22 protein-coding genes and 1 pseudogene are annotated in these 23300 nt (G+C 35.9%); 15 read left to right on the top strand and 8 right to left on the bottom strand.

What is annotated here, in order from left to right; all coding sequences use genetic code 11:
- Nucleotides 1–67: 67 nt before the first annotated feature.
- Complete coding sequence (locus OPR43_RS03835) at nucleotides 68–2116, top strand: hypothetical protein (protein WP_265035593.1); 2049 nt, start codon at nucleotides 68–70, stop codon at nucleotides 2114–2116.
- Nucleotides 2117–2161: 45 nt separating this feature from the next.
- Here the strand turns inward: OPR43_RS03835 and OPR43_RS03830 are convergent, their stop codons facing one another.
- A complete protein-coding gene (locus OPR43_RS03830) occupies nucleotides 2162–2677 on the bottom strand; it encodes a gamma carbonic anhydrase family protein (protein WP_265035592.1) in 516 nt (171 codons plus the stop codon).
- A gap of 144 nt (nucleotides 2678–2821) precedes the next feature.
- Here OPR43_RS03830 and secG point away from each other — a divergent pair, with 144 nt between their 5' ends.
- The 4 genes and pseudogenes from secG to OPR43_RS08495 all read left to right on the top strand — a co-directional run.
- Complete coding sequence (secG, locus tag OPR43_RS03825; protein ID WP_265025560.1) at nucleotides 2822–3142, top strand: preprotein translocase subunit SecG; 321 nt, start codon at nucleotides 2822–2824, stop codon at nucleotides 3140–3142.
- Complete coding sequence (locus OPR43_RS03820) at nucleotides 3142–4746, top strand: CTP synthase (protein ID WP_265025561.1); 1605 nt, start codon at nucleotides 3142–3144, stop codon at nucleotides 4744–4746. The genes secG and OPR43_RS03820 overlap by 1 nt, the downstream gene beginning before the upstream one ends.
- Nucleotides 4747–4787: 41 nt before the next feature.
- A complete protein-coding gene (locus tag OPR43_RS03815; RefSeq protein ID WP_265035591.1) occupies nucleotides 4788–5204 on the top strand; it encodes a nucleoside deaminase in 417 nt (138 codons plus the stop codon).
- 390 nt (nucleotides 5205–5594) lie between these two features.
- Nucleotides 5595–5687 (top strand): annotated as a pseudogene (locus OPR43_RS08495) (WPE palindromic element domain-containing protein); the annotation flags it as partial.
- 183 nt (nucleotides 5688–5870) lie between these two features.
- Here OPR43_RS08495 and OPR43_RS03805 read toward each other — a convergent pair.
- Nucleotides 5871–7076, bottom strand: coding sequence for an MFS transporter (locus tag OPR43_RS03805; protein ID WP_265035652.1), 1206 nt, complete (start codon nucleotides 7074–7076; stop codon nucleotides 5871–5873).
- Nucleotides 7077–7210: 134 nt separating this feature from the next.
- Nucleotides 7211–7348 (bottom strand): hypothetical protein, encoded by a 138-nt coding sequence (locus tag OPR43_RS03800; RefSeq protein WP_265035589.1) that lies wholly within the window; start codon nucleotides 7346–7348, stop codon nucleotides 7211–7213.
- A 105-nt stretch (nucleotides 7349–7453) separates the two neighbouring features.
- On the opposite strand from OPR43_RS03800, the gene OPR43_RS03795 reads away from it, so the two are divergent.
- The 3 genes from OPR43_RS03795 to OPR43_RS03785 are packed head-to-tail and all read left to right on the top strand — an operon-like array spanning nucleotide 7454 to nucleotide 8092.
- Nucleotides 7454–7687, top strand: coding sequence for a hypothetical protein (locus tag OPR43_RS03795; protein WP_265035588.1), 234 nt, complete (start codon nucleotides 7454–7456; stop codon nucleotides 7685–7687).
- A 19-nt stretch (nucleotides 7688–7706) separates the two neighbouring features.
- Nucleotides 7707–7892 carry a hypothetical protein gene (locus tag OPR43_RS03790; protein WP_265035587.1) on the top strand — a complete coding sequence of 62 codons (186 nt, stop codon included), beginning with the start codon at nucleotides 7707–7709 and terminating at the stop codon, nucleotides 7890–7892.
- Between the two features lie 11 nt (nucleotides 7893–7903).
- Nucleotides 7904–8092 (top strand): hypothetical protein, encoded by a 189-nt coding sequence (locus OPR43_RS03785; protein WP_265034312.1) that lies wholly within the window; start codon nucleotides 7904–7906, stop codon nucleotides 8090–8092.
- Between the two features lie 503 nt (nucleotides 8093–8595).
- On the opposite strand, the gene ygfZ is transcribed toward OPR43_RS03785, so the two are convergent.
- Nucleotides 8596–9402 (bottom strand): CAF17-like 4Fe-4S cluster assembly/insertion protein YgfZ, encoded by an 807-nt coding sequence (gene ygfZ, locus OPR43_RS03780; protein ID WP_265035586.1) that lies wholly within the window; start codon nucleotides 9400–9402, stop codon nucleotides 8596–8598.
- 174 nt (nucleotides 9403–9576) lie between these two features.
- On the opposite strand from ygfZ, the gene OPR43_RS03775 reads away from it, so the two are divergent.
- The 3 genes from OPR43_RS03775 (at nucleotide 9577) to OPR43_RS03765 (ending at nucleotide 12536) form a co-directional block, all read left to right on the top strand.
- A complete protein-coding gene (locus OPR43_RS03775) occupies nucleotides 9577–9867 on the top strand; it encodes a co-chaperone GroES (RefSeq protein ID WP_265035585.1) in 291 nt (96 codons plus the stop codon).
- 100 nt (nucleotides 9868–9967) lie between these two features.
- The gene (gene groL / locus OPR43_RS03770) at nucleotides 9968–11617 is read left to right on the top strand and encodes a chaperonin GroEL (protein ID WP_265025571.1); all 1650 of its coding nucleotides are present in this window, start codon (nucleotides 9968–9970) and stop codon (nucleotides 11615–11617) included.
- A 415-nt stretch (nucleotides 11618–12032) separates the two neighbouring features.
- Nucleotides 12033–12536, top strand: a complete 504-nt coding sequence (locus OPR43_RS03765) for a protein-disulfide reductase DsbD domain-containing protein (protein ID WP_265035583.1) — start codon at nucleotides 12033–12035, stop codon at nucleotides 12534–12536.
- 24 nt (nucleotides 12537–12560) lie between these two features.
- On the opposite strand, the gene OPR43_RS03760 is transcribed toward OPR43_RS03765, so the two are convergent.
- On the bottom strand, nucleotides 12561–12851 hold the full coding sequence (locus OPR43_RS03760) for a type II toxin-antitoxin system RelE family toxin (RefSeq protein WP_265025574.1): 291 nt from the start codon (nucleotides 12849–12851) through the stop codon (nucleotides 12561–12563).
- A gap of 404 nt (nucleotides 12852–13255) precedes the next feature.
- Between OPR43_RS03760 and OPR43_RS03755 the strand changes: the two genes are divergently transcribed.
- The 4 genes from OPR43_RS03755 (at nucleotide 13256) to OPR43_RS03740 (ending at nucleotide 19233) form a co-directional block, all read left to right on the top strand.
- Nucleotides 13256–13519: a hypothetical protein gene (locus OPR43_RS03755; protein ID WP_265035581.1), complete on the top strand. Its 264-nt coding sequence runs from the start codon at nucleotides 13256–13258 to the stop codon at nucleotides 13517–13519.
- A gap of 243 nt (nucleotides 13520–13762) precedes the next feature.
- Complete coding sequence (locus OPR43_RS03750; protein ID WP_265035579.1) at nucleotides 13763–14008, top strand: hypothetical protein; 246 nt, start codon at nucleotides 13763–13765, stop codon at nucleotides 14006–14008.
- Between the two features lie 441 nt (nucleotides 14009–14449).
- Nucleotides 14450–15784 (top strand): alanine:cation symporter family protein, encoded by a 1335-nt coding sequence (locus tag OPR43_RS03745; protein WP_265035577.1) that lies wholly within the window; start codon nucleotides 14450–14452, stop codon nucleotides 15782–15784.
- A 119-nt stretch (nucleotides 15785–15903) separates the two neighbouring features.
- The gene (locus OPR43_RS03740; protein WP_265035575.1) at nucleotides 15904–19233 is read left to right on the top strand and encodes a hypothetical protein; all 3330 of its coding nucleotides are present in this window, start codon (nucleotides 15904–15906) and stop codon (nucleotides 19231–19233) included.
- Here the strand turns inward: OPR43_RS03740 and OPR43_RS03735 are convergent.
- From OPR43_RS03735 to OPR43_RS03725, 3 genes are all read right to left on the bottom strand, one after another.
- On the bottom strand, nucleotides 19225–19821 hold the full coding sequence (locus OPR43_RS03735) for a Maf family nucleotide pyrophosphatase (RefSeq protein ID WP_265035573.1): 597 nt from the start codon (nucleotides 19819–19821) through the stop codon (nucleotides 19225–19227). The two genes, OPR43_RS03740 and OPR43_RS03735, sit on opposite strands and share 9 nt — an antisense overlap.
- On the bottom strand, nucleotides 19799–20062 hold the full coding sequence (gene infA / locus OPR43_RS03730) for a translation initiation factor IF-1 (protein ID WP_164224845.1): 264 nt from the start codon (nucleotides 20060–20062) through the stop codon (nucleotides 19799–19801). The genes OPR43_RS03735 and infA overlap by 23 nt, the downstream gene beginning before the upstream one ends.
- Nucleotides 20063–20225: 163 nt before the next feature.
- A complete protein-coding gene (locus OPR43_RS03725) occupies nucleotides 20226–23141 on the bottom strand; it encodes a hypothetical protein (protein ID WP_265035571.1) in 2916 nt (971 codons plus the stop codon).
- Nucleotides 23142–23300: the final 159 nt, after the last annotated feature.

The following is a 23300-nucleotide window of genomic DNA, read 5'->3' as shown; positions in this document are numbered from 1 at the left end:
AAAATATTACTTGACCTTAGGTTCTAAAGGTATTATGTAATGTTAATTATACATATTGAGGTTTAATATGCTTACAGGGATTAATGGTACAATACGGATTGCTGGTAATAAAATAGTGCTTGTTATAAAAGAAGATGATTATGAAGAATTTAAAAAGTATAAAGACGTAGATAAGAGTGGTGATATAATTGATGACAAGTTTTATGCGGGCTATACGCTAAATAATAAACAACTATATGTTACTGGTTTTTATCTTCAAGAAGAACTAGGAGATGATATAATCATAGATGTAAAATTCGTTGGGGAAAAGGGTGGCAAATATCATGGTCGCCCAGAAGAAATGAAAAATCTGTTAGGCCTTAACGATGAGAAAGAGGAGGTTGTGGTAAAAGACCTATCTAAACATCCCATGATACAATTGTTAGAAGAGAAAAATGCTAAAATAACAGAATTGGAAGCTGCAAATAAAACAATTGAGGAGAAAGTTGAAGAATTAGAAACTGCAAAGAAAGAAGCTGAGGAGAAAATAACAGAATTAGAAACACAGCTAAAAACCCGACCAGATGCTGCTCAGTTACAAGAGAAAGAGGATAAGATAAAAGAATTAGAAGCTAAAGATCAAGAAATAACACAATTAAAAACTCAAAAGGGTGCAGTTGAGAAGGAAAAACAAGCATTAGAAGATGCAAATAAGAAAGCTAAAGACGAAAAAACAACATTAGAAGAGCAGTTAAAGAAGAAAGGCGAAGAATTAGAAACTGCAAATAAAACAATTGAGGAGAAAGTTGAAGAATTAGAAGCTGCAAAGAAAGAAGCTGAGGAGAAAATAACAGAATTAGAAACACAGCTAAAAACCCAACCAGATGCTGCTCAGTTAAAAGATAAAGACGAGAAAATAAAAGATTTAGAAGCACAGTTAAGCAACCGACCAGATGCTGCTCAGTTAAAAGATAAAGACGAGAAAATAAAAGATTTAGAAGCTGAAAATACTGATGTTACAACGTTACAGACGGCAAATCAAGAATTAGAAGCTGCAAAGAAAGAAGCTGAGGAGAAACAGAAAGAATTACAAGGTCAATTGGAGAAAGCTAACAAGAGCAAAGAAGAATTAGAAGCTGCAAAGAAAGAAGCTGAGGAGAAATTGAAACAAGAATTAGAAAAGGAAAAGGAAGAATTGAAAGCTAAAACACAAGACTTACAAGCTAAATTAACTGGAGCTGAGAACAAACAGCAAGAATTACAAACTCAATTGGACACAGCTAACACGGAAAAAACAGACTTACAACAGCAACTAGCAAGTTCAACAGATGAACAGAAGAAAGTTAATGATGCAATTGATAGTTTATTTACTGAAGAGTTAAACGGAGGAATAAAAATTCTCATCGAATCAGAAGGTCAAGAGTTAGAAGGCAAAGTTAAGAGCTTATATGATGAAAAATTAAAGAACACAATAGAAGATATCATAAGCAATAATTTATCAGAAGTACAAGGTAAGGAGTCATTGCATAAAGAGTTACAGGGCAAAATAATATCTTTAATAGAGGGTAATAAAGATAAAAGTGTAGATGCAATTGTGGAGTCGATTAAGAAAGAGTTAAAGAACAGTATAATAAATGCAAGTAAGTCCAGTAAGGAAGTTGCGGACTTACAGCAACTGTTAAAAGAGAAAGAGAAGGAAATAAGTACACTAAAGGTTGGAGTTGCTCAGTTACAAGCTAAAGATGAGGAAATAACACAATTAAAAGCTCAAGTTCAGCAGTTGCAAGCTAAAAATGCTGAAGTTGTGGAGTTAAATAAACAATTAGAAGAGAGTAAAAGTCTTGTTGATAAATTACAGAAGGAAAAACAAACATTAGAAGATAAAAGCAAAACAACTGAGCAACCAAAACAAGGCAATGGAGCACGGTACACTGCTACTGTTGGTATGGGTCTTGCTGCTGGACTGATAGCATTTACTGCACTTGAACGTACAGTTAGGTTAGATATGTTAGTAATGATTGGTATAGCAGTAGCATCTGCTCTTGTAGCCGGTGGTATTACATATGCAGCATTACCTAGTACTCAAGTAGATGGGGCGAAAGCACAAGAAGTAGATGGGAATAATAAAGGGAAGTAACAAGGGTTGAGCCATACGCGTCAAGTAAAACACTTGACGCAAACTTCAGTTTTTGTATTCTTTCATTAGCATAATATAATTTTGTGCCGACTGTGCAATATGTTTAATTTCTTCATTCGACATTTTTTTGAAGAATTTTGCTGGCCTGCCAGCCCATATTTCACCACTTTTTATCACTTTTCCGTGTGTTACCAGTGAGCCAGCAGCTACCATAGCTTCAGGCTCCACAACTGCATGGTCCATCACGGTAGAGCCCATACCAATAAACGCTTTATCATGCACCGTGCATGCGTGCAACATACAAAAATGTCCCACTGTTACCATACTGCCAATAATTGTGTCACCACCTGGGTTTCTATCCACATGAATTACCGTTCCATCTTGAATATTTGTTCCATCACCTATTTTTATTGATCCAACGTCTCCTCTGATTACACAATTAAACCAGATGCTTGCATCTCTTCCTATTTCAACCTTGCCTATGATATGCGAACCACCTGCAATGAAAGCACTTTCGTCTATTTTTGGTTCATAATCTTTGTATTTTAAAATGTGATACATATTAAGCCCAAAGTTTTATGCATATGTTAATCAAAATAAGGTAAGCAGTAAATACATACTTAGATTTCAAGCTACTTGGGTAACAGATGTTCTTGACTTACGTGCTTTGTACTGCTAAGATTTTTATTTTCAGCCCTATCTATAATGTCAGTAGCGGTATTAAGTATATTTCAAATAATATTGGTTGTTGTGTTAGTAATTTTAGTGCTCTTGCAGCCACCTGGGAGTAGTTCATTAAGTGGTTTTAGTAATACACAACAAGGGGTCAATTCGATGATTCCGGTGAAATCTTCTGAAAACCCGCTCAGCAGAATAACGGCTATTGTTGCTGGATTGTTTATTATAAACACATTGCTATTGTCAGGATTATGTTCAAAAGACGTACATAAAAAATCGATCGTAGAAAAAATTATATTAGAAAAAAAGCAAGAAAGTGAATCTACTTCTGTTCCATTTGAAAATTAATGAAGGAAGCTAAATTTATCTTTGTCACAGGTGGAGTTGTATCGTCGCTTGGTAAAGGCTTAGTTTCTTCAAGCGTTGGTGCGCTTCTTCAAGCTCACGGTTTTAAGATCCGTATCAGAAAACTTGACCCGTATCTCAACATTGATCCTGGGACAATGAACCCAACTCAGCACGGAGAGGTGTTTGTTACCGAGGATGGTGCTGAAACTGATTTGGATCTTGGGCATTATGAGCGTTTTACTGGAATTAAAGCAACAAAAGATGACAATATAACAACTGGTAAGATATATCATGAGTTATTGAAGAAAGAGAGGCGTGGTGATTATCTGGGCAAAACTGTGCAAGTCATTCCTCATGTAACAGATTTAATCAAATCGTTCATTTTTAATGGTACGGAAGGTTTAGATTTTGTAATATGTGAAATAGGCGGAACTGTAGGTGACATTGAAAGCCAACCATTTTTGGAGGCTATACGCCAAGTTAACTACACATTAGGAAAACAAAGAGTTATCCTTATTCACTTAACTTTAATACCATATCTTACTGCAGCGCAAGAATTAAAGACAAAACCAACGCAGCATTCAGTTCGAGAGTTAAATTCCGCGGGGTTACAGCCAGATATTATATTATGCCGCAGTGAGAAAGAAATTTTCGATAATCAAAGAGAGAAAATAGCTAAGCTTTGCAATGTTTCTTTATCCAATGTGATACCTGCTCCTGATGTGAGTCATATATATGAGTTACCGGTGTTGTATAGCCAATGTGGGCTTGATACGCAAATTTTGGAGCACTTTCATTTAAGTGAGCCAAAACCAAGCTTGATTGAATGGGATCAAATAGTGCATTCCATAAGGCACCCAACACAGGAAGTTACTGTGTCTATAGTAGGGAAATATACCGAATGCCCTGATGCGTATAAATCACTAGTTGAAGCATTAAATCATGGTGCAATTAGTAATAAAGTCAAAGTAAGGATAAATTGGGTTAACTCAAGAGAAAAGGAAGAAAAACCTATAAATGAGAAGCTTATAGAAGAAAAATTACAGAATTCTCATGCAATCCTTGTCCCAGGGGGGTTTGGTGATGACGGAGTAGAGGGTAAAATATTAGCAATAAATTATGCCCGTACAAATAATATCCCATTTTTCGGAATTTGCCTTGGTATGCAGCTTGCAATTATTGAGTTTGCTCGTAATGTTGTTAAGCTTGAAGATGCACACTCTGAAGAATTTCATAACTGTAAACATCCAATCGTTAAGTTAGCTGGCGATCAAGATGACGATCTTGGTGGAACCATGAGACTTGGGGCATACAAATGTAACATAAATGCAAACTCTAAAATGATGGATGCATATAGTAACACTACTATTTCAGAAAGGCATAGGCATAGATACATAATCAATTCAGATTATAAAGATGATTTGGAAAAAAATGGGCTTCTATGCAGTGGCATATCAGAAGATGGAACGTGCATAGAGGCAGTGGAGTTAGAGAGTCATCCGTGGTTTATTGGTGTGCAGTTTCATCCAGAGTTTCAATCAAAGCCGTTTTCTCCTCATCCTCTTTTTATATCGTTTATTAAGGCAGCAGTTAATAAAATTTAAAAAAAGAAGATTAGCAAAGGAAAGTGTTCAAGTATCAATATATGGAGCTTGCCATAGAGCAAGCCAAACTTGCTCAAAAAAATGATGAGGTTCCCATAGGTGCTGTAATAGTAAGTAGAAGCAATGTTGTTTCTTCTGCACACAATATATCCAGCGATCCAACTGCACATGCAGAGATGTTAGCGATCAAGCAGGCATGTGAGTTGCTCTCAACTTCAACGCTTTATGATTCTGACATATACGTAACATTAGAACCATGTCCGATGTGTGCTCAAGCTATTTCCTTTGCCAGAATTAAACGATTGTACTTTGGAGCTTATAATCCAAAAGGTGGAGGAATTGAAAATGGTGCTAAGATATTTCAATTTTGCAGCCATATACCTGAAGTTTATGGTGGGATATTAGAAATAGAATGCTCTTTTTTGTTAAAGGATTTTTTTGAAAGACTAAGGACCTAATTAGGTCTAACAATTTCAATTAGATTTCTCTGTCATTCCAGCGCGTGACGTACAACAGAGGGTGTCATCCCAGTGCCCAGACACACAGCTGTACGAACATTGTCTACCAGGAGGTTGTCATCCCAGTGCTTGACACTGGGATCCAGTAAATTTATTTCCTATATATAAAAAGTTATTATGTTTATATACAGACACATCAGGAATGGAAAGATTTATATGATAAAATTGCATGATAAAGGCTGGATCCCAGTGTCTGGGCACTGGGATGACATCATCCTTTTTTCTGGATTCCAGTGTCGTATCCGTTCAGCAGAGTGGCAAAATAGGTAGACAAGGTGATCTAAAAAGATAATCATAGAGTAAATGTGAGTTACAATAAATGGTGTCATCCCAGTGCCCAGACACTGGGATCCAGAAGACTTAATTTTAACCAAGTGGCTGCATAATAAAGGCTGGATTCCAGTGTCAAGCACTGGAATGACATTACAGGGACACTGGGATGACATCATCCTTTTCTCTGGATTCCAGACTGGAATGACAGCAGTCCTACGTCATACCGCCGCGGTATCTCTAGATCCCGCTAACAAGCAGCGGGATGACGGTTGTCAGGGTGTCAGCTACTTAGATGAAACCCTTTCCCGGTCTATCAAATCACATAAGAGAAAACTAAGACCAATCACATTTTTTATCTTGTGGCTTTATTTGCAATATTGCTACCACACTGACCAACAAGCAGAAGACTATATAAAGCCCAGCAGCAAGGTTTGTTTGAGGAAATGTTACAGTCAACCAAATACAAACCATAGGGGTAAATCCTCCATGTAATGCATAAGAGATGTTACGTGATAAGCTTACGCCACTAAATCTGACATTGGTGGGAAAGAGTTCAGATGCAACTATTCCTATGGGAACTATACCCCTTTCTATTATAGAGAGAACCATTACGCTCAACGCAATCACAAGATAATTTTTGTAGTAATATGCAATAGATAACGCAGGACAACACAGTGCCATTGTAATTGCTATAAATAAGATTGCAGTGCGCTCTTTTCCAACTTTATCAGCCAACATTCCAAACGCTATTGAAGATATCGGCATTAATACACTGGTTATAATCAATACAATTTCGTTGATATATGTCGTTACATAAACATCCACTGATGCTATTTCCTTTGCGAGTGTTCGAAGAAATATGGTAAATCCAACAGCAACATTAACAGGTACAGATATTAAAATAGCAAGTATAAGAGCTCTCTTGTGGCGCTTTATAAGCTCTATTATTGGCAAATCAGGTAAATTTCTTTGTTTTCGATTTTTTTCATATGCTGGAGTTTCTCCCAATGTGTATATGCTATACGCGCTAATTAATCCTAAAATAGCTGAGAAAACAAATGGCAATCTCCAACCCCAGATACAAAAATCAGTAGTTTTTTTGCAGATAATTACTATCACCGCAGAAAGCAGTACACCAATGGAACGACCAAAGCCCATTATTCCAAAATACATCCCTAAGTTCTCTTTCCTACTGGATAAATGCTCTATAAGATAAACAGAACTTCCTTGTTCACCACCAAGTGCAATTCCTTGTGTCACATGGATTGCAAGAAGCAATATAGTAGAAATTATACCTACTTGATTGTGACTTGGAATAAATGCAATGAGACTTGATGGTATCGATATTAGCAAGATAGTAATTATTAATGCTATCCTCCTTCCATACCTGTCACCAACGTGACCAAATATGAATGCACCAAGTGGCCTTACAATTGCGCCTAGCCCTACAATTCCAAATAATTGCAGTATGTTACTGTAGACATCTTTTGCAAAACAAAACTCTCTGCTGATTATGTTAATCAAATCAATAAAGAGCATGTAGTCATACCATATTGCGATTCTGCAGAGTATGGTTGATATCAACACCCTTGTTTGCACTAAATTCAATTCGTAAATGTTTGCTTATTCTATTCTGGCTGCTTTTTGGGATTTTACAACCTAAACATATATAGCTAAACTGACTTAGATTTACCGACAATTTGAAAAACCGTCATCCCGCTACTAGTTAGCGGATGAGATACCGCGAATAAATCGCGGTATGACGTGGTTGTCATTATTCCGCTACTTGTTTTCCGATACAAATTCGTCATCCCGCTACGTGTTAGCGGGATCTATTGCCGAGATACCGCGGCGGTATGACGTGGTTGTCATTATTCCACTACTTGTTTTCCGATACAAATTCGTCATCCCGCTACGTGTTAGCGGGATCTATTGCCGGTTGTTCAACAGCATTACTAGGCACTGCAATAGTAGTAGCACTTTTTACAACCGGAACAATTGCAGTTGAGTTAATATCTATAGTAATAGCGGTAGCCACAGTCGCAATAGCAACACTAGCGGTTGGTGGTATTACGTATATGATGTCAAAGCCTAGTACTAAAGTGGAAGAAGTGGAAGGTATTTGTTCAGGAGAACGGCAAATAAGGTAGACAAGTAATCTAAAAAATAATGCCTCCTTCTCCTGTCATCCCAGTACCCTCTTCTTGTCATCCCAGTGCCCAGACTACTTGGATCCAGAAAACAAGTCAGGTTTCCCTACGTCATACCGCCGCGGTATCTCTAGATCCCGCTAACAAGCAGCGGGATGACAGCAGTCCTACGTCATACCGTCACAGTATCTCTAGATCCCGCTAACACGTAGCGGGATGACGATTGTCAGGCTAGCTGTCATCCCAGTTTGGAATCCAGGAAAAAGAATGGTGTCATCCCAGTGCCCAGACACTGGGATCCAGGAAAGTTTGCTTGTAAACAAGCAAACTAGCATAGAAAGTGGTTACAACGTTTTCGATGAGATTATATGGAAAACTGGATTCCAGTGTCAAGCACTGGAATGACATCACAGGGGCACTGGAATGACACCTCTCTTGGGCTCTTTTAGCTATAAATATTAAGAAATTTACCAAATAAAAAAAAAGGCAAAAGAAGCCCTGGTCATTGTCTATTTTCAGTATTGGCGTTTTTTAAGTCTTAAACACTGCAATTTAGCTGCTTTTAATTGCAACTCACCTTAGTTTAAATGTTTAAGAAATTTACTAAGTAGAAAAAAAGGCAAAAGAAATCCCGTGTTAGCTAGTTGTCACTCTCTAATCCTGCAAATTGGCGTACTATACTGTCTTAAACGACTTATAAGCGCGTTTCAGCTTGTGTAGGTAAAAACCTAGAAATATTGTGAAGACATAAGATGCACATAGTGCAAAAAATTAAAAATAAGACGCCAACTACGTTGTTTTCTTGCTGTTTAATCTGCACAGATGAAGATAACTGAATACCTTCAGTTTTATGATAAAGGGGCTGGCGAAATGTGTCAAGCAGCTTTTTCGTTTCTATATGCGCTACCTTAAGACTTCAACGTCTCAACGCACCTGACCCCACTAGCATATAAATTTGCATGGCTCTTTCCAGTATTAAGCAATGCAAGTCCAATGTTGTCTACACTAGAGCGCAGTTCCCCTATTTCCTCATTATTTTCATTTGTCACTTTAGTGCCAATATCTGGAAGTGCGTTATCCCCCTCAACAAGGTAAAGCTTTCTTCTGAATATTTCTTGTCTGCTCATTCGATTTACGACTTCCTGACCTATATAACACCCCTTATTAAAGCTTATACCGTTTACTTTATCGATTAAAAATTGCAGTGGGAACGATGAATTTTGTACCATATCTTTTGCTCCATCTGGAACGAGATTTTGAATTCTAACTTTTTCATACTGAGTAAAATCCCCAACCGGCTCTTTCATTTCATCTTTATGTATGATCCTCATTCCTAGCAGTTTGTGCCTTGGATCTTGAAAAATAACTTGTGACTTACCACTACACTCCGTTGACTTAGTATTAAACAAAACTCCAACCTTATATAGTGCACTAACGTCTTTAATCTTCACCCTCAAATAAGTTTTAAGTAAATCTAGTTTCTCGATTATTTGCTGCAAGTGCATGTTTTCGCACTCCAAGAGGGTGTATTTACCATATTCAATAAGAAAAAAATCATATAGATATTTTCCTTGAGGGCTAAGCAATAAAGAGTAAATGGCTTTTTGGCTACCCAACTTATTAATATCATTGGTTATAATACCCTGCAGAAAATCTCTAGTGTCAGGCCCATATAGCACTATCACACCACGACTTAAGAATGGTATATAACTCATGAAATCTCTATAAACAAATCTAAATTTTATTATATAACATTAGGCTCTTTTAGAAACTGCTTTTGGCGTGCATATTTTATAATGGTGTGCATATTTTACAAGCTCCAGCCCTTGAAATCTAACTTACGAGTATATATATAAAGTTATAGGTTAATTTGTTGAGAGGAAAAGCAAATGTCAAATGTAAGTTTAAATGTATTGGATGATAGCGTGCTGATCAAGCCTGTTAGCGAGGAAAAGCAAGGTGGAATTATGCTTCCATCAAGTGCTGAAAAGAAACCTACTAAAGGTGAAATTGTAGCAACTGGTGAAGGTTCACGCAACTCAAATGGCGAACGCGTAGCTTTAACTGTGAAAGCTGGTGATAAAGTGTTCTATCGTCAATGGGCTGGTACAGAAATAGAACATAATGATGAAAAGCTTATCGTGATGAAAGAGTCCGATATACTTGCTGTCATTAAATAGCAGTCTTTATTTTACTAAACTGAAACAAAGCGCAACATGGCGCATTGTAAATGGTTTTATTATAGTTTTCTAAATTTTTTATTAACAAGAGGTGATAAAAATGACTAATGTAGTAGTATCAGGTGAGCAGTTGCAAGAAGCCTTTCGTGAAGTCGCAGCAATAGTAGACTCAACGGTGGCAATAACTGCGGGACCTAGGGGAAAAACAGTAGGGATTAATAAGCCCTATGGAGCACCAGAAATTACAAAAGATGGTTATAAGGTGATGAAGGGCATCAAGCCTGAAAAACCACTAAATGCTGCAATAGCAAGCATCTTTGCCCAAAGTTGTTCTCAATGTAACGACAAAGTTGGTGATGGTACAACAACGTGCTCAATACTAACTAGCAATATGATAATGGAAGCTTCAAAGTCAATTGCTGCTGGAAACGATCGTGTTGGTATTAAAAACGGAATACAGAAGGCGAAAGATGTAATATTAAAGGAAATTACGTCAATGTCTCGTACAATTTCTCTAGAGAAAATAGACGAAGTGGCACAAGTTGCAATAATTTCTGCAAATGGTGATAAGGATATAGGTAACAGTATTGCTGATTCCGTGAAAAAAGTTGGAAAAGAGGGTGTAATAACTGTTGAAGAAAGTAAAGGTTCAAAAGAGTTAGAAGTTGAGCTGACTACTGGCATGCAATTTGATCGCGGTTATCTTTCTCCGTATTTTATTACAAATAATGAAAAAATGATCGTGGAGCTTGATAATCCTTATCTATTAATTACAGAGAAAAAATTAAATATTATTCAACCTTTACTTCCTATTCTTGAAGCTGTTGTTAAATCTGGTAAACCTTTAGTTATTATTGCAGAGGATATCGAAGGTGAAGCATTAAGCACTTTAGTTATCAATAAATTGCGTGGTGGTTTAAAAGTTGCTGCAGTAAAAGCTCCAGGTTTTGGTGACAGAAGAAAGGAGATGCTCGAAGATATAGCAACTTTGACTGGTGCTAAGTACGTCATAAAAGATGAACTTGGAATTAAGATGGAAGATCTGACACTTGATGATCTTGGTACTGCTAAAAATGTTAAAATTACTAAAGATAATACCACAGTTGTCAGCGAAAATAGCGATTCTGACAGTGTGAAAGCTAGAATCGAGCAGATCAAATCTCAAATTGAAACTTCAACTTCTGATTATGATAAAGAAAAGCTAAGAGAACGTTTAGCGAAATTATCAGGTGGTGTTGCTGTGCTAAAAGTTGGTGGAGCAACTGAAGTGGAAGTTAAAGAACGTAGAGATAGAGTTGAAGATGCGCTGCATGCAACAAGAGCTGCAATTGAAGAAGGCATAGTTCCAGGTGGTGGAGTTGCGCTTCTTTATGCTTCATCTGTTCTCGACAAATTAAAAGGTGCAAGTGACGAAGAGCAAATAGGCATAAACATTATCAAGAAAATTCTCAGTGCTCCAATTAGAAGGTTAGTTAAAAATGCTGGTCTTGAATCTGCTGTTATAATTGACTATTTGATTAAGCAGAATGATAAAGAGCTTATATACAACGTTGAGGCTATGAATTACGCTAATGCATTTACAGCTGGTGTGATTGATCCAGCAAAAGTGGTGCGTATTGCTTTTGAAACAGCGATATCTGTTGCGAGTGTGCTGATTACTACTGAATCTATGATAGTTGATGTACCAAGCAAAGAAAATGCTTCATCTCCTATGGGCGCAGGAGAAATGGGTGGCATGGGTGGATTCTAAGTAGAGTGAAACCGTGGAGCAATTGCTCCACGGTAGTTCCAAAAAATCTCACATTTTACTATTCGTTAAAGGTAATACGTTTGGTGCAGAAATGTACTACTGTTTGCATCCGTTTCACTCTTTTATATTATGGTTGTCTATAGCTAACCCAAGAAAGGTTCTCCTACGTCATACCGCCGCGGATAGATTCCGCTAACAAGTAGCGGAATGACGAATTTTTGTTTTTCAAATTGTCGGTAAATCTAAGTCAGTTTAGCTATATGTGTTTTCCACAATGACTTATTCTTTTCACCCATTTATATTACAGTTGTATATATTAGAATAATGCTATGTTAATAAATAATCTATATAATACTATTAAATATAATAATTAAAATCTAAATCACTTTCTCTATAAAAGGAGAATTTTACCTTAATGAAAATACATATATATTTAATATTGTTTTTATTTTTTTCTTGCACTCAACTATATGCTGATGAGGAAATTGCAAAATTTGATTTACTTATTGGCGAGATAAATGAAGCAAGCCTCACTCTTAAAGGTGCAATAAGGGTTACAGTAGAACCAGGCTGGCACATATATTATAAAGATCCTGGAGATTTCGGTTTTCCCACTTCTTTTGATTGTAAGGGTAACACATTAAACATAGATATTTACTGGCCTACTCCAAAGGAACATAGAGATAAAGTAGGAAGAGAGATATTTATCAGTAACGTATATGAGGATATGGTATTATTTCCCTTTAAGATGAATGTGTTTTCAAATCAAGGGTATATTGACCTTAACTTCCATATAAATTATGCGATATGTAAAGATAGGTGCATCCCTAAAAGTGCTGAGATAAAAATCAAACAGCCACTAAAGAATTTTATAAATTCTGATGTCAATGAACTTATAAATGAGTGGTATGAAAAATAGAGTTCTCAGGGGGCGAGTAAGTTATCAGTCCAGTGATAGGTTCAATAGTTTAAAAATGTTATCCCTATGTCCTATTGAAATAATAGTTACTATGCGTTTTGCGGTATTTACATGGTAATCAGCAACTTTTATTCTTCTATGTCCCTTTAATCTATTGCGTAATAATATACCATTACTAACAGGATCAGTCTCAAGACGCTCTTTTATTGCGTTTTTAATACTTGGCTTTACGTCCTGTGGTAAGGAAGGCAAATTTCTCTTAATAACATGTTTGAAATATTTAATAGTATATCGCTTATTTCCAGATGCCTTCACTATCATCTACTTCTTCTGCATCATCATCACTTAATTCTCTAATCACTTTAGAAAACGCTACATCTTCTACTTCAAGCTCGATCGCTTCTTTGACTAGCTTTCCTGTTAATTTTTAAACAGTTGTTTAGTGGCTTTAGCTAGTTCAATAAGGTGTTGTGAAGTTTCTGGGTCGAAGGTTACATTAACTCTTGAATCTGCCATAAGTTCTACCAAAGTTTATGAGTAATTATACAGCATTTTCCTGAATTTTTCAATAAAGAATTTGCAGATTAAATAATAAGAGGCATAAATCTTTTCAAAAGATATCATAAGCTATATCTCTGAAAAGCAATTATACTGATATTAGTATATCATTAATATTTACATGTTAATATTATATTGATTTTTTAATTAAGGAGTATATTATGGATATGGATAATGTGTTAAAATGCAGAGATAAATGTACGGTACTTGGTTCTGCAGATGGAAAAGGTAATAGAGCTGAGATGGTAGATATTGATTGCTTTGAAAAATGTATTTCTCAGAGTCCTCAAAATTCCCCATCTCATTCATCAAAACCAACACTTAGTGGGAAATTAACAGCTAGTGCAAATAATCTCCTTGACGAGAGCTTGAAATTATTGTCTATGGCAGATGAAATACATGATCTAGATCCAATGTATCTTTAATCACAATAAAAAAAGAAGATATTGAATATCTTCTTTTTTTTAATACGATTACTTCTATAATTAGCTACTTGAAAACAGATAACCTGTTTTTTCTGAAAATTAAGAACGATAAAAGGCATAAATCTTTTCAAAAGGTATCATAAGCTATATATTACTGCTCTGAAAAGTAATTATACTAATATTAATATAATATCTGCATTTATATGTTAAAATTATATTAATTTTTAAATTAAGGAGTATATTATGACAAAACATACACAAAAACTTGATCTACGGAATTCCATGAATAGTGAAAATGAGGTACCCATACAACATACATACGGCGATTGCGTCAAAATATGCGACCAAAGACACAATAGTGGTACGTACTGGCATAAAGTGTGCAAGCACTGGTGTAATAATACTAATTTTTCATATTCTCAACCTCATTCACAAGAAGTAACACTTAGTGAGAAATTAGCTAGCTACTGCAGACAATCTCTCTGCTGAGAGCATAAAATTATCACTTATGGCAGATGCAATACACGCTCTAGATACAATGTATCTTTAATCACAGTAAAAAAAGAAGATATCCAATATCTTCTTTTCTTTTATACGATTATTTCTATTTATCGTATATATCACAACTTCAGTATACGTGGCAGCTTACATTTAGTTAGTCAACAACGCGAACAGAGCGCAGAAAGAAGCGGAAAAATACTTTGTAGAGCTTGACACTGACTTTGACTAAAAACTGAGTATGAGAGCAGCTAGTATTATGTTAAAATAAAAATTTTTGATATGGAAAACTGGTCCCAGTATCAGCTACTTGGATGACAGGAAAGGGGTGCTAGGATGACAGAAACGAAGTCATACGAACTCCCATAGAAAATAGGTTAGGTATTTTCAACTTTTGTATGTATACTTAAGTCAAAACACTCACTTTTACAGATGGATACAGTAAAGTTTGTTTTATTACTGCCAACAATATTACTCATGCTAGTTGCTGGTGTTTACCTATCGGTTAAACTAAAATGGCTACAGATATTTAGATTACCATACGCCCTTTCACTCCTTGGAGCTAAAAAAGGAGAAAATAAATTTTCTTCTATAGCCGCCCTGTTTACAATCTTAGGGGGAAATTTAGGAGTAGGAAATATTTCAGGAACTGCTGTTGCTCTAAAAACCGGGGGACCGGGCTCTATTTTATGGATGGCGATAATTATTGTTATCACTTCTGTGATAAAATATGTCACTTGTTATCTAAGTATAAAAACCAGAAAGGAAAAGAACGGACGGTTTATAGGTGGCCCCGTAGCCTACATGGCTGATGCATTTAACTCTAGAAAAGCTACAATTGTGTTTCTAGTTGTTATGATGATGGTTTCAATAACAGTTGGTAACCTTGTTCAGGTAAATTCTCTATCAATACCACTTAACATGATAGATGTGCCTGCAGTTGTTGGTGGCATTGTAATGGCCATAATATTTTTTGTTGTTGCAGCTCTCAGCTTAAAAAAAATTAAAATTTTTATATCGGCTATGATACCGATAATGACGGTAAGTTACCTCATACTTTGCGGTATCATATTATTTAAGTTTAGTGAAAATATCCTTCCTTCTCTAAAATTAATAACAAGCAGTTTTTTTACAACTAGTAGCTTTAATTCTGGTTTATCTCTAGGTTTGATTTTAGAAATGTTGACTATTATTCAAGTCGGAACTTTGCGAGGTATTTTTGCAACAGATATAGGGCTTGGCCTCGAAGGAATCGTGCACTCTTCAATTGTTCCTAAGAAAAATAACAATAAATTTATTATTGAACAGAGCCTAATCACAATAATATCGCCTTTTATAGTTGCATTCATAGTGTTTATTACAACAATGGTACTGCTTGTCACAGATTCTTGGGTCACTGATTTAGAGAGTACTAACATGTGCATATTTGCTTTTAGAAAAGCTATGAATTGGCCCTATATTGACTATTTAATTATGGCCATAATGTTTTGTTTTGCTTTCACTACTATTTTTACTTGGTTTTTTTGCTCAAAACAGACAATACGTTATGTGTCTATGGATAATAAATACACTAAAATCTGGATTGTAATTTTTACCATGATCATTCCGCTTGGTGCGATAGGTAAAGTCCGGTTGCTATGGGATGTCGCTGATATCTCGATTGCTGCTTTGTTGTTTATCAACATACTTGCTATACTCAAGCTAACTTCTAAAGATCCAGAAGTATTCACTATGAGCAACAGATATTTAAAATTAGGCGCCAACTAAAAGTTGCCATCTGAGTAACAACACAACCTTCCTTAATAAAAATTCAACCAATGCTCGTGATAATTATATTAGCTAGTATTAGCTAGAACTAAAGGCAGAGGGTTATTAGTGAGGGGTATATGAGCACTAACGATACACAACAAGAACACATTTATAATGAGCGCATTCAAGAATTTTTTCCTTTATTTGATAAAAAGGACGACCCAATTTATAATGCTAGAGTTGATTTTAACACAGTAAAGTTTTTAACAGAACGCGCCGATTGGGATTGGAACGAAGATAAAGACAAAAATAAAGCATGTGGAGTTATTCTTCAGGAATGCGACAAGACAGCTAGACAAGAGCTTGAAGATAAAGCTAAAGAAGAGTTGAATAAATATATTACTAGTGCTAATAACATTAATGATGATGTTGAAGATAAAAAAGTTTCAATATATGGTAATCATGCAAGTATTACACTGGAGGATAACAAGAAAGAGTTCAAAATCAGCGAATTTTTAAACAGTGATTTTTGTCAGAAGAATGGAATCTCGGGATTTTCAACGTTGCATAGTGATGGAAAGAGCGGAATGCATGGTTTTGTTGCCGAGGAAGGAGGGAAAAAAATAAGACATTATGTCGTAACCGATGGTTCATATGAGATGACGCTAAATTGGTATGTGAATGGGGAAAAGTGTACTATCAAAATCAATATTGATAAAGATGGTATAGAACTTATTGAAGGTAATGGCGTTACTGAAGATCAGCTAAAAGCAAATAAAGACGTAAAAATAGGTGGTTTATTCTTGCATGAAATAGAATTCAGGGAAAAGGGACAAGGAAAAGCGAATGAGATGCAAACGTCATTTGAAAGTACTATAAGAAATGACGATATCGTAAAAGACAAAGCTACCCACATGAATCGAGGAGTTGGGTCTCAGACCCCTCCGCTGCCACCACTTAGAACTAGTTCACTACCACCTGAAAAAGATGTTTTCAATAAGCAAAGGAGGAATACCTCTGCCAAGCCTGTAAGCCAAGATGGTGGGCAAAGAGATAAACAGAATAATCCAACACCTAATAATCAGCAAAAAGGTGCAACCACTGTATCACGGTCTGATAGTGGAAACGATTTAGGCTACGGAAGTCAAGGGAAAAATCCTCAGAACAAAAAAACTCCTCCACAAGTACCAACTAGAACTAATTCACTCAAAAAAGATGTTTTCGATGAGCAAGGGAGTGGAAGCCAAAAACCAGATGGCTTGCGCGGAAATGAGCAAACACCTAATAATCAGCAAAAAGGTGCAACCACTGTATTACGGTCTGATAGTGGAAACGATTTAGGCTACGGAAGTCAAGGGAAAAATCCTCAGAACAAAAAAACTCCTCCACAAGTACCAACTAGAACTAATTCACTCAAAAAAGATGTTTTCGATGAGCAAGGGAGTGGAAGCCAAAAACCAGATGACTTGCGCGGAAATGAGCAAACACCTAATAATCAGCAAAAAGGTGCAACCACTGTATCACGGTCTGATAGTAGAGATAACTATGATTTTCCATCTTCTGATCCTTCAGATAGTTCTACTTTCACCAAGTCTGTAAGCCACAATCAAGATAATAGGCAAGAAGATGAACGGTATGACAATCCTACATTTGGACATGCTGTACCTGGAAGCCGAAAACCAGATAGAAGTGAGCAAACACCTAATGATCAGCAAAAAGGTGCAACTTCTGATCCTTCAGATAGTTCTACTTTCACCAAGTCTGTAAGCCACAATCAAGATAATAGGCAAGAAGATGGACGTTATGACAATCCTACATTTGGACATGCTGTACCTGGAAGCCAAAAACCAGATAGAAGTGAGCAAACACCTAATGATCAGCAACAACCTGAAATCCCGCAACAAGAAGGAAATAGCAAAAGCGATCTATTACAAGAGATCAGGAATTTCAAGAAAAACAACTTACGGCACACTGATGTTGATGATAGAGAAGCATCAATTGCAGGAAGTAGAAAAAATAACCCATCACCGTTAGAGACATTAAAGGACAGAATTCCTTATTCACCTTCTCCAGATCCAGATATATATAACAGTGATAACCAAAGTGCTAGTGGTGCTGAGTGGAAAGAAAGTGAACAGTCATTTTCTGTTCCAAAACCCAATAGCAAAAGTGACTCGGGCTCTTCATCTCAAATTCATGCTCAACCTCAAGTAGATCCTGAGCAGCCAAAGAGGAGCTTAGAGAACATTGAACAAAGTGATCAAACTCCGCCTGAAAATCTTCTTAAAGAAATTAGAGATAGATCACAGCAAGATAATAGAGGATTAAGGCAAGTTGATCCTACTGATAAACTGTCACAAGATAAAGAAGATGGGTTGCAAAAAGACAATTTAGCAGATGTAAAAACAGTGGAAGGTCCAACTGTTAGTGTCTCTGCTTCAACACCAAATAGTATAAGTGATTCAGGCTATATATCTCCAACTAATAATGATAGTAAATCTCAAACAGATTTAAAACAGGTAGGAAGGAAATTAGAAGAACATATTAATCTAACTCTATTTGAAGAACTTAAAAATACATTAGGTCAAGAAAATCTCGGGTTAAAACCGGCTGATCAGAGTCAGATTAGTGAAGAAACTAAAAAACGCTTGAGAGAAGATGGATTGCTAAAAGACAGTTCAACAGATGTAAAAACAAATGATTCGGGCTATTCATCTCCAACTCATGCCAATCATGAACAATCTCAAGTAAATCCTGGACAGTTAAAAGCGAGCCTAATGAATGTTGAACAAAGAGATGATACTCTACTTACGGAATTTACCAGTAAGTTGGATAAAGAAACTCAGAAGTTTCCACTAAAACCAGTGGATCAAAGAGGAATTAGTGAAGAAACTAAAAAACGCTTGAGAGAAGATGGATTGCTAAAAGACAGTTCAACAGATGTAAAAACAAATGATTCGGGCTATTCATCTCCAATTCATGCCAATCATGAACAATCTCAAGTAAATCCTGAACAGTTAAAAGCGAGCCTAATGAATGTTGAACAAAAAGATGACACTCTACTTACGGAATTTACCAGTAAGTTGGATAAAGAAACTCAGAAGTTCCCACTAAAACCAGTGGATCAAAGAGGAATTAGTGAACAAACTAAAGAACATTTATTGGCAGCCGGGTTGCTAAAAGATAGTTCAACAGATGTAAAAACAGTGGCAGAACGAGAAAATGCTGACACTAGTCCAACCGTAGATAAAAATAGCGAACTATATAAATTGCTAGAAAAAGATAAGATACAACTGGAAGTTGGAGTAATAAAAGAAGAAAGAGAAGATACTTTAACAGAACACACTGATAGTTGTGATCGCGATAGAATCGCATTAGGTAACAGAAATAAAAGACCACTGGATTGGACTAAACGTATTGCTGAGTCACAACAAGAAAAAGATACCAATAAAGGTATTTCAATATAAATTGAGGTTAAAATAATTGCTTAGCAAACAATAGGTTTCATGCAACGGTAACCCTATAACAGAAGAGTAGGAGCCGCGTAAGAACAATACGAACATTCCAGCTAGGCCTTGTATATTGCATCCCCCTGCCCTATTTTTCCACTCTTCTGATGCTAAATAATACTTAATTTCTTGTTCACTGAGACGTTTAAATTTCACTATTGTAACCACAGTCCTGATATGTTGTTTAGATTGATCGGGAGTTAATAAACATACACTGGTGTATACTCTATGCCTTCTTCCTGATAACAAGCGGATACATTTTTCTGCTTGTTCAACGTTTTCAGCTTTAAGCAATATCCTTCTACCACAAGCAACAACTGTATCAACACCAAGCACAAAGTAATTTGGATTTGAGCTTTGTATTTTCTCCGCTTTACTTTTTGCCATACGGATTGAGTAATCCTTCGGAAGTTCCTTTTTTAAAGGGGCTTCATCTATGTCTGCTGGCAAAATTAAACCTGGCTCAATATTTATTTGTTTTAGTAAAGCTATACGCCTTTTCGATGATGAAGCAAGAATAAGACTATTTAGAGATCGTTCTGTCACTTGTACCTTTAAGCCTTCTAATGATCCGACCTTTTTTCGCATTCCTATCGTAAATGCTCATCTCAACTAACACCCTATCCCCTATAATGATGCGTATTTTACTTCTTCTCACTTTCCCTGATACATGACAGATAATCTCATGTTCATTGTCCAGTTTCACTCTAAATTCTGCTGCAGGTAGTAAAGCAGTTACTGCCCCTTCCACTTCAAAAATTGTTTTCGATTTCTCGTCTTTTATCATATGTTATATTATAATTTAATAATCTTTTTCAGTCTACTATAGATTTTAAATTATTATCAACACAAAAGACTTTTTGCACTCCACTTAAGTATTTCTCTTGCAACTCAACCCCAACCATCTTCACAATAATGCTTTCGAACCTGCATTTTTCACTTTCTCCAACCTAACCGAGAAAAGGCGAGCTACCTACGTTTCTACTCTCTGCCACCTTCTCAATAGAACTTGTAGTTATGTTGGAAGATAAATCATTATCACAATTTTCCTCATCGCTACCATATCCGCCATCAATGCTTAAAGATCTGAGTGATCTTCTCTCCCCTTCTAGTGGAACATAAGACTCATTATCAAGGCTTAAAGATCTGGATAACTCTATCTTCTTTCGTGGAGCATTGTCAGGCTCACTAGAAATGTCTCCTGTTAGAGTATAAAATTGATCGTTGAGGCTCCTTTGTCCATCAGCACGAATTTTTTCTTCCAGTCCATTAAGCATTTCTACAACTTTATCATCCCATTCATTCTCACGCTCTAGCTCGCTTCTTAACTCTTCAACTCTCCATGCTAGGTTGCATATCTCTTGTTTAGAAGATTCCTGTTGTGCTTTATACTCATCTTCCAACTCTTGCATTTGACGTTTTAAATTGCTTATAAACCGCTCCTTTTCCTTCATTATGTGTGCTGCTTGGTCTATCTCTTTTTCAAATTCTTTTAATTTGTCTTCTAATTCCTTCTTTTCTGTATTAACACCTTTCAGCTTGTCCTCTAGCTTTCTTTTTTCTTCATATACACTTTTAAGTTTTTGTGCCTTCTCCTCCAGGTTTTCTTTGAGCTGCGTTAACTCCTTGCGCATTGCATCTATTTCTGCCTTTGATCCTCGCTCCTTTTTTTCAAGTTTATCTTTTAAATCACTAGTCTGTTTTTTTAATGCTTCAATTCTTTGCTCAGCTTCTGCAAGTTTCTGATTCACTCTTTTCTTTTCTGTTTGAGCACTTTCTAGCTCATTGCTTAATGCTTGGTTTACCTCTTTCAAGCATGATAATTCTTTTTGCAGATCTAATACTTGTTTTGAAAACCGTTCTTTATCTTCCTCTATATCCTTATTAGAGCGTTCTAACTGATCAAACTTGTCCTCTAAATCAGACTTTCCTTCCTGCACATGATATAGTTCTTCTTGCGATTTCTTTAATTTACTTTTTAACTCCTCCTTTTTTGCATTAGCAACTTCCAGCTCTTGCCTTAGCTTTCCTTTTTCTTCACATACACTTTCAAGTTCTTGTGCTTTCCCTTGTAGCTCTGCTAACGCACTTGCTAACTTTTTATCTTTTTGTGCCAGTTCAGTTTGCAATTCTGTGTTTTTTTGCTCTTGCTCAATTTCTACAGGTCTCTGATCCGATACATAATGCTCATCACCAAGTCCACTATCAACGCTTGAAAATCTGCGTAATTTTTTCTTCTCTGGTGTAACATTAACGTTATCTTCATCTTCAGTGAGTTTAAGTATAAGCATTGTATCTCCTGGAAATTCCTCGTACTCGTTTTCTGGAATGTCGAATTCTGGTCTCTCTTCTCCAAGTTTATCTTGTAAATCGCTATTCTGCCTCTCTTTTACAATTGTTTGATTATCTTCTGCTTGGGTTGTTTCTAGTTTCTCCTGTAGTTGCTGATTTTCTTGTGTTAATTCATGGTGCTTTTTATTTATCACTTGCAACTCTGCTTCTTCTTGCTTCAATTCAACGTTTTCTTCGGACAGCATCTGATTATTTAAAATCAATTCATCCATTTGTTGTGAAGCAACTTCTGGTTGAGTTTCAGTGTGCTGTAAATTGACTTCTGTTTGAATTAATGCATTGCTATTAATAGAAGGAGGAGGAGGAAGGCTATTGTCAGCATCAACTTTAGGATCTAATTTCTCCTCTGGTTCTTTGTCTTGATAGGCCACTATAGATTCATTTTGAAAATTATTATTAGCAGTAGGTACAACATCAGCAGCCTCACCCTTTTTTAGTGATTTTATTACAGCATTATGTAAGGAGAGACCTTGAATATATAATTCATCGTTTTGCTTTATCAATTCTCGGATCTCCTCCGATAGCACAAAATCTTTACCATTAAATTTTAATACTTCAGTTATGCCACCACTACTCACATTCATAATCATGGTACAAATTGAAACATTCCCGAACTCATCCTTTACAGGCCAAGTGCTTGTCATTTCATAACATGCGCCTTCTTCAAATTTATAATGTCTTTCCTTACCTTCTCGATGAGCGCATATTTCACGTTTTTTATTGCAATAGATATTCAGTTCTTTCTCTTGCTGCAAAATGTCACTAATCTTTGTTGGCTCACTTCTATTGTAATTAATAAGATTGATATTCAAAACTCTATGAGCGTTATCAGTTTCTGTGTAATAAGCTCGAAGCTCTACGCCTTTTCCCTCAAAATATTTACTTGCAGCTTTTTTTCCCTGCTCTGCCAACTCTATGCATTTATCTATATCTTCCTTAAAGCTCTTATTAGCAGACTCTGTTACTGCTTTATCTATGTACGTTTTTTTAAAATCTCTATCATTTATTAGGTCATAAAAACTCCACTTATCCCCAAAAGCCCTCTGCACGTAAGTGAAATTCTTTTTTTCCTTTAGTTTTCCTAAGAACCACACCTTTTCTTTCAGATTTTTCAGTTGAAAGCTTACCCTTGCCTTTACACTAGAGTTTTTGGCAGGAATACTAACTTCTTCTAATTCTTTAAGTAATTTATTATTTTTTATAATTGAGGAGCAAAACTTTACAATAGCAGAATTTGCAAACGAAGGATCTTTTTTTATACCTTCATCAATAATTTCTTTAAAACGTGCAAATTGAGGTAGAACATAAAAATTGATTATTTCTTTTTCTGATCTTGTTTTATTAGCATAAGAGATATCACCTAATTGTGAATATAACTCTTTTAATGTATAGTAGATAAGCGTGGAGTAATAAACCTCCCTATTCAGTAAAGTTGGTCCAATACACTTTTCAAGTTGATTACTTGTTTTTCCTGCCTCTGCTGTTTTTTCTTTCTTAGCCAAACTTCCAGTCATAATACGCCTCCTTAACTATATTTATATTATACCAATTAACATATATTAAAAAAAATCAAACTGTATAATCTCGTTCTACACTAACTTTTATGATTACTTAATTGTGTAAAAATAACTGCAAGTGTTAACCTTGAGCTTTTATCTTTCATTATACACTGC

Source organism: Wolbachia endosymbiont (group A) of Apoderus coryli (assembly GCF_947251615.1).
In the GTDB taxonomy this organism is placed as follows: Bacteria; Pseudomonadota; Alphaproteobacteria; order Rickettsiales; family Anaplasmataceae; genus Wolbachia.
Note: the sequence above shows the minus strand (reverse complement) of the source record. Positions and strands in the feature narration are given on the sequence as shown.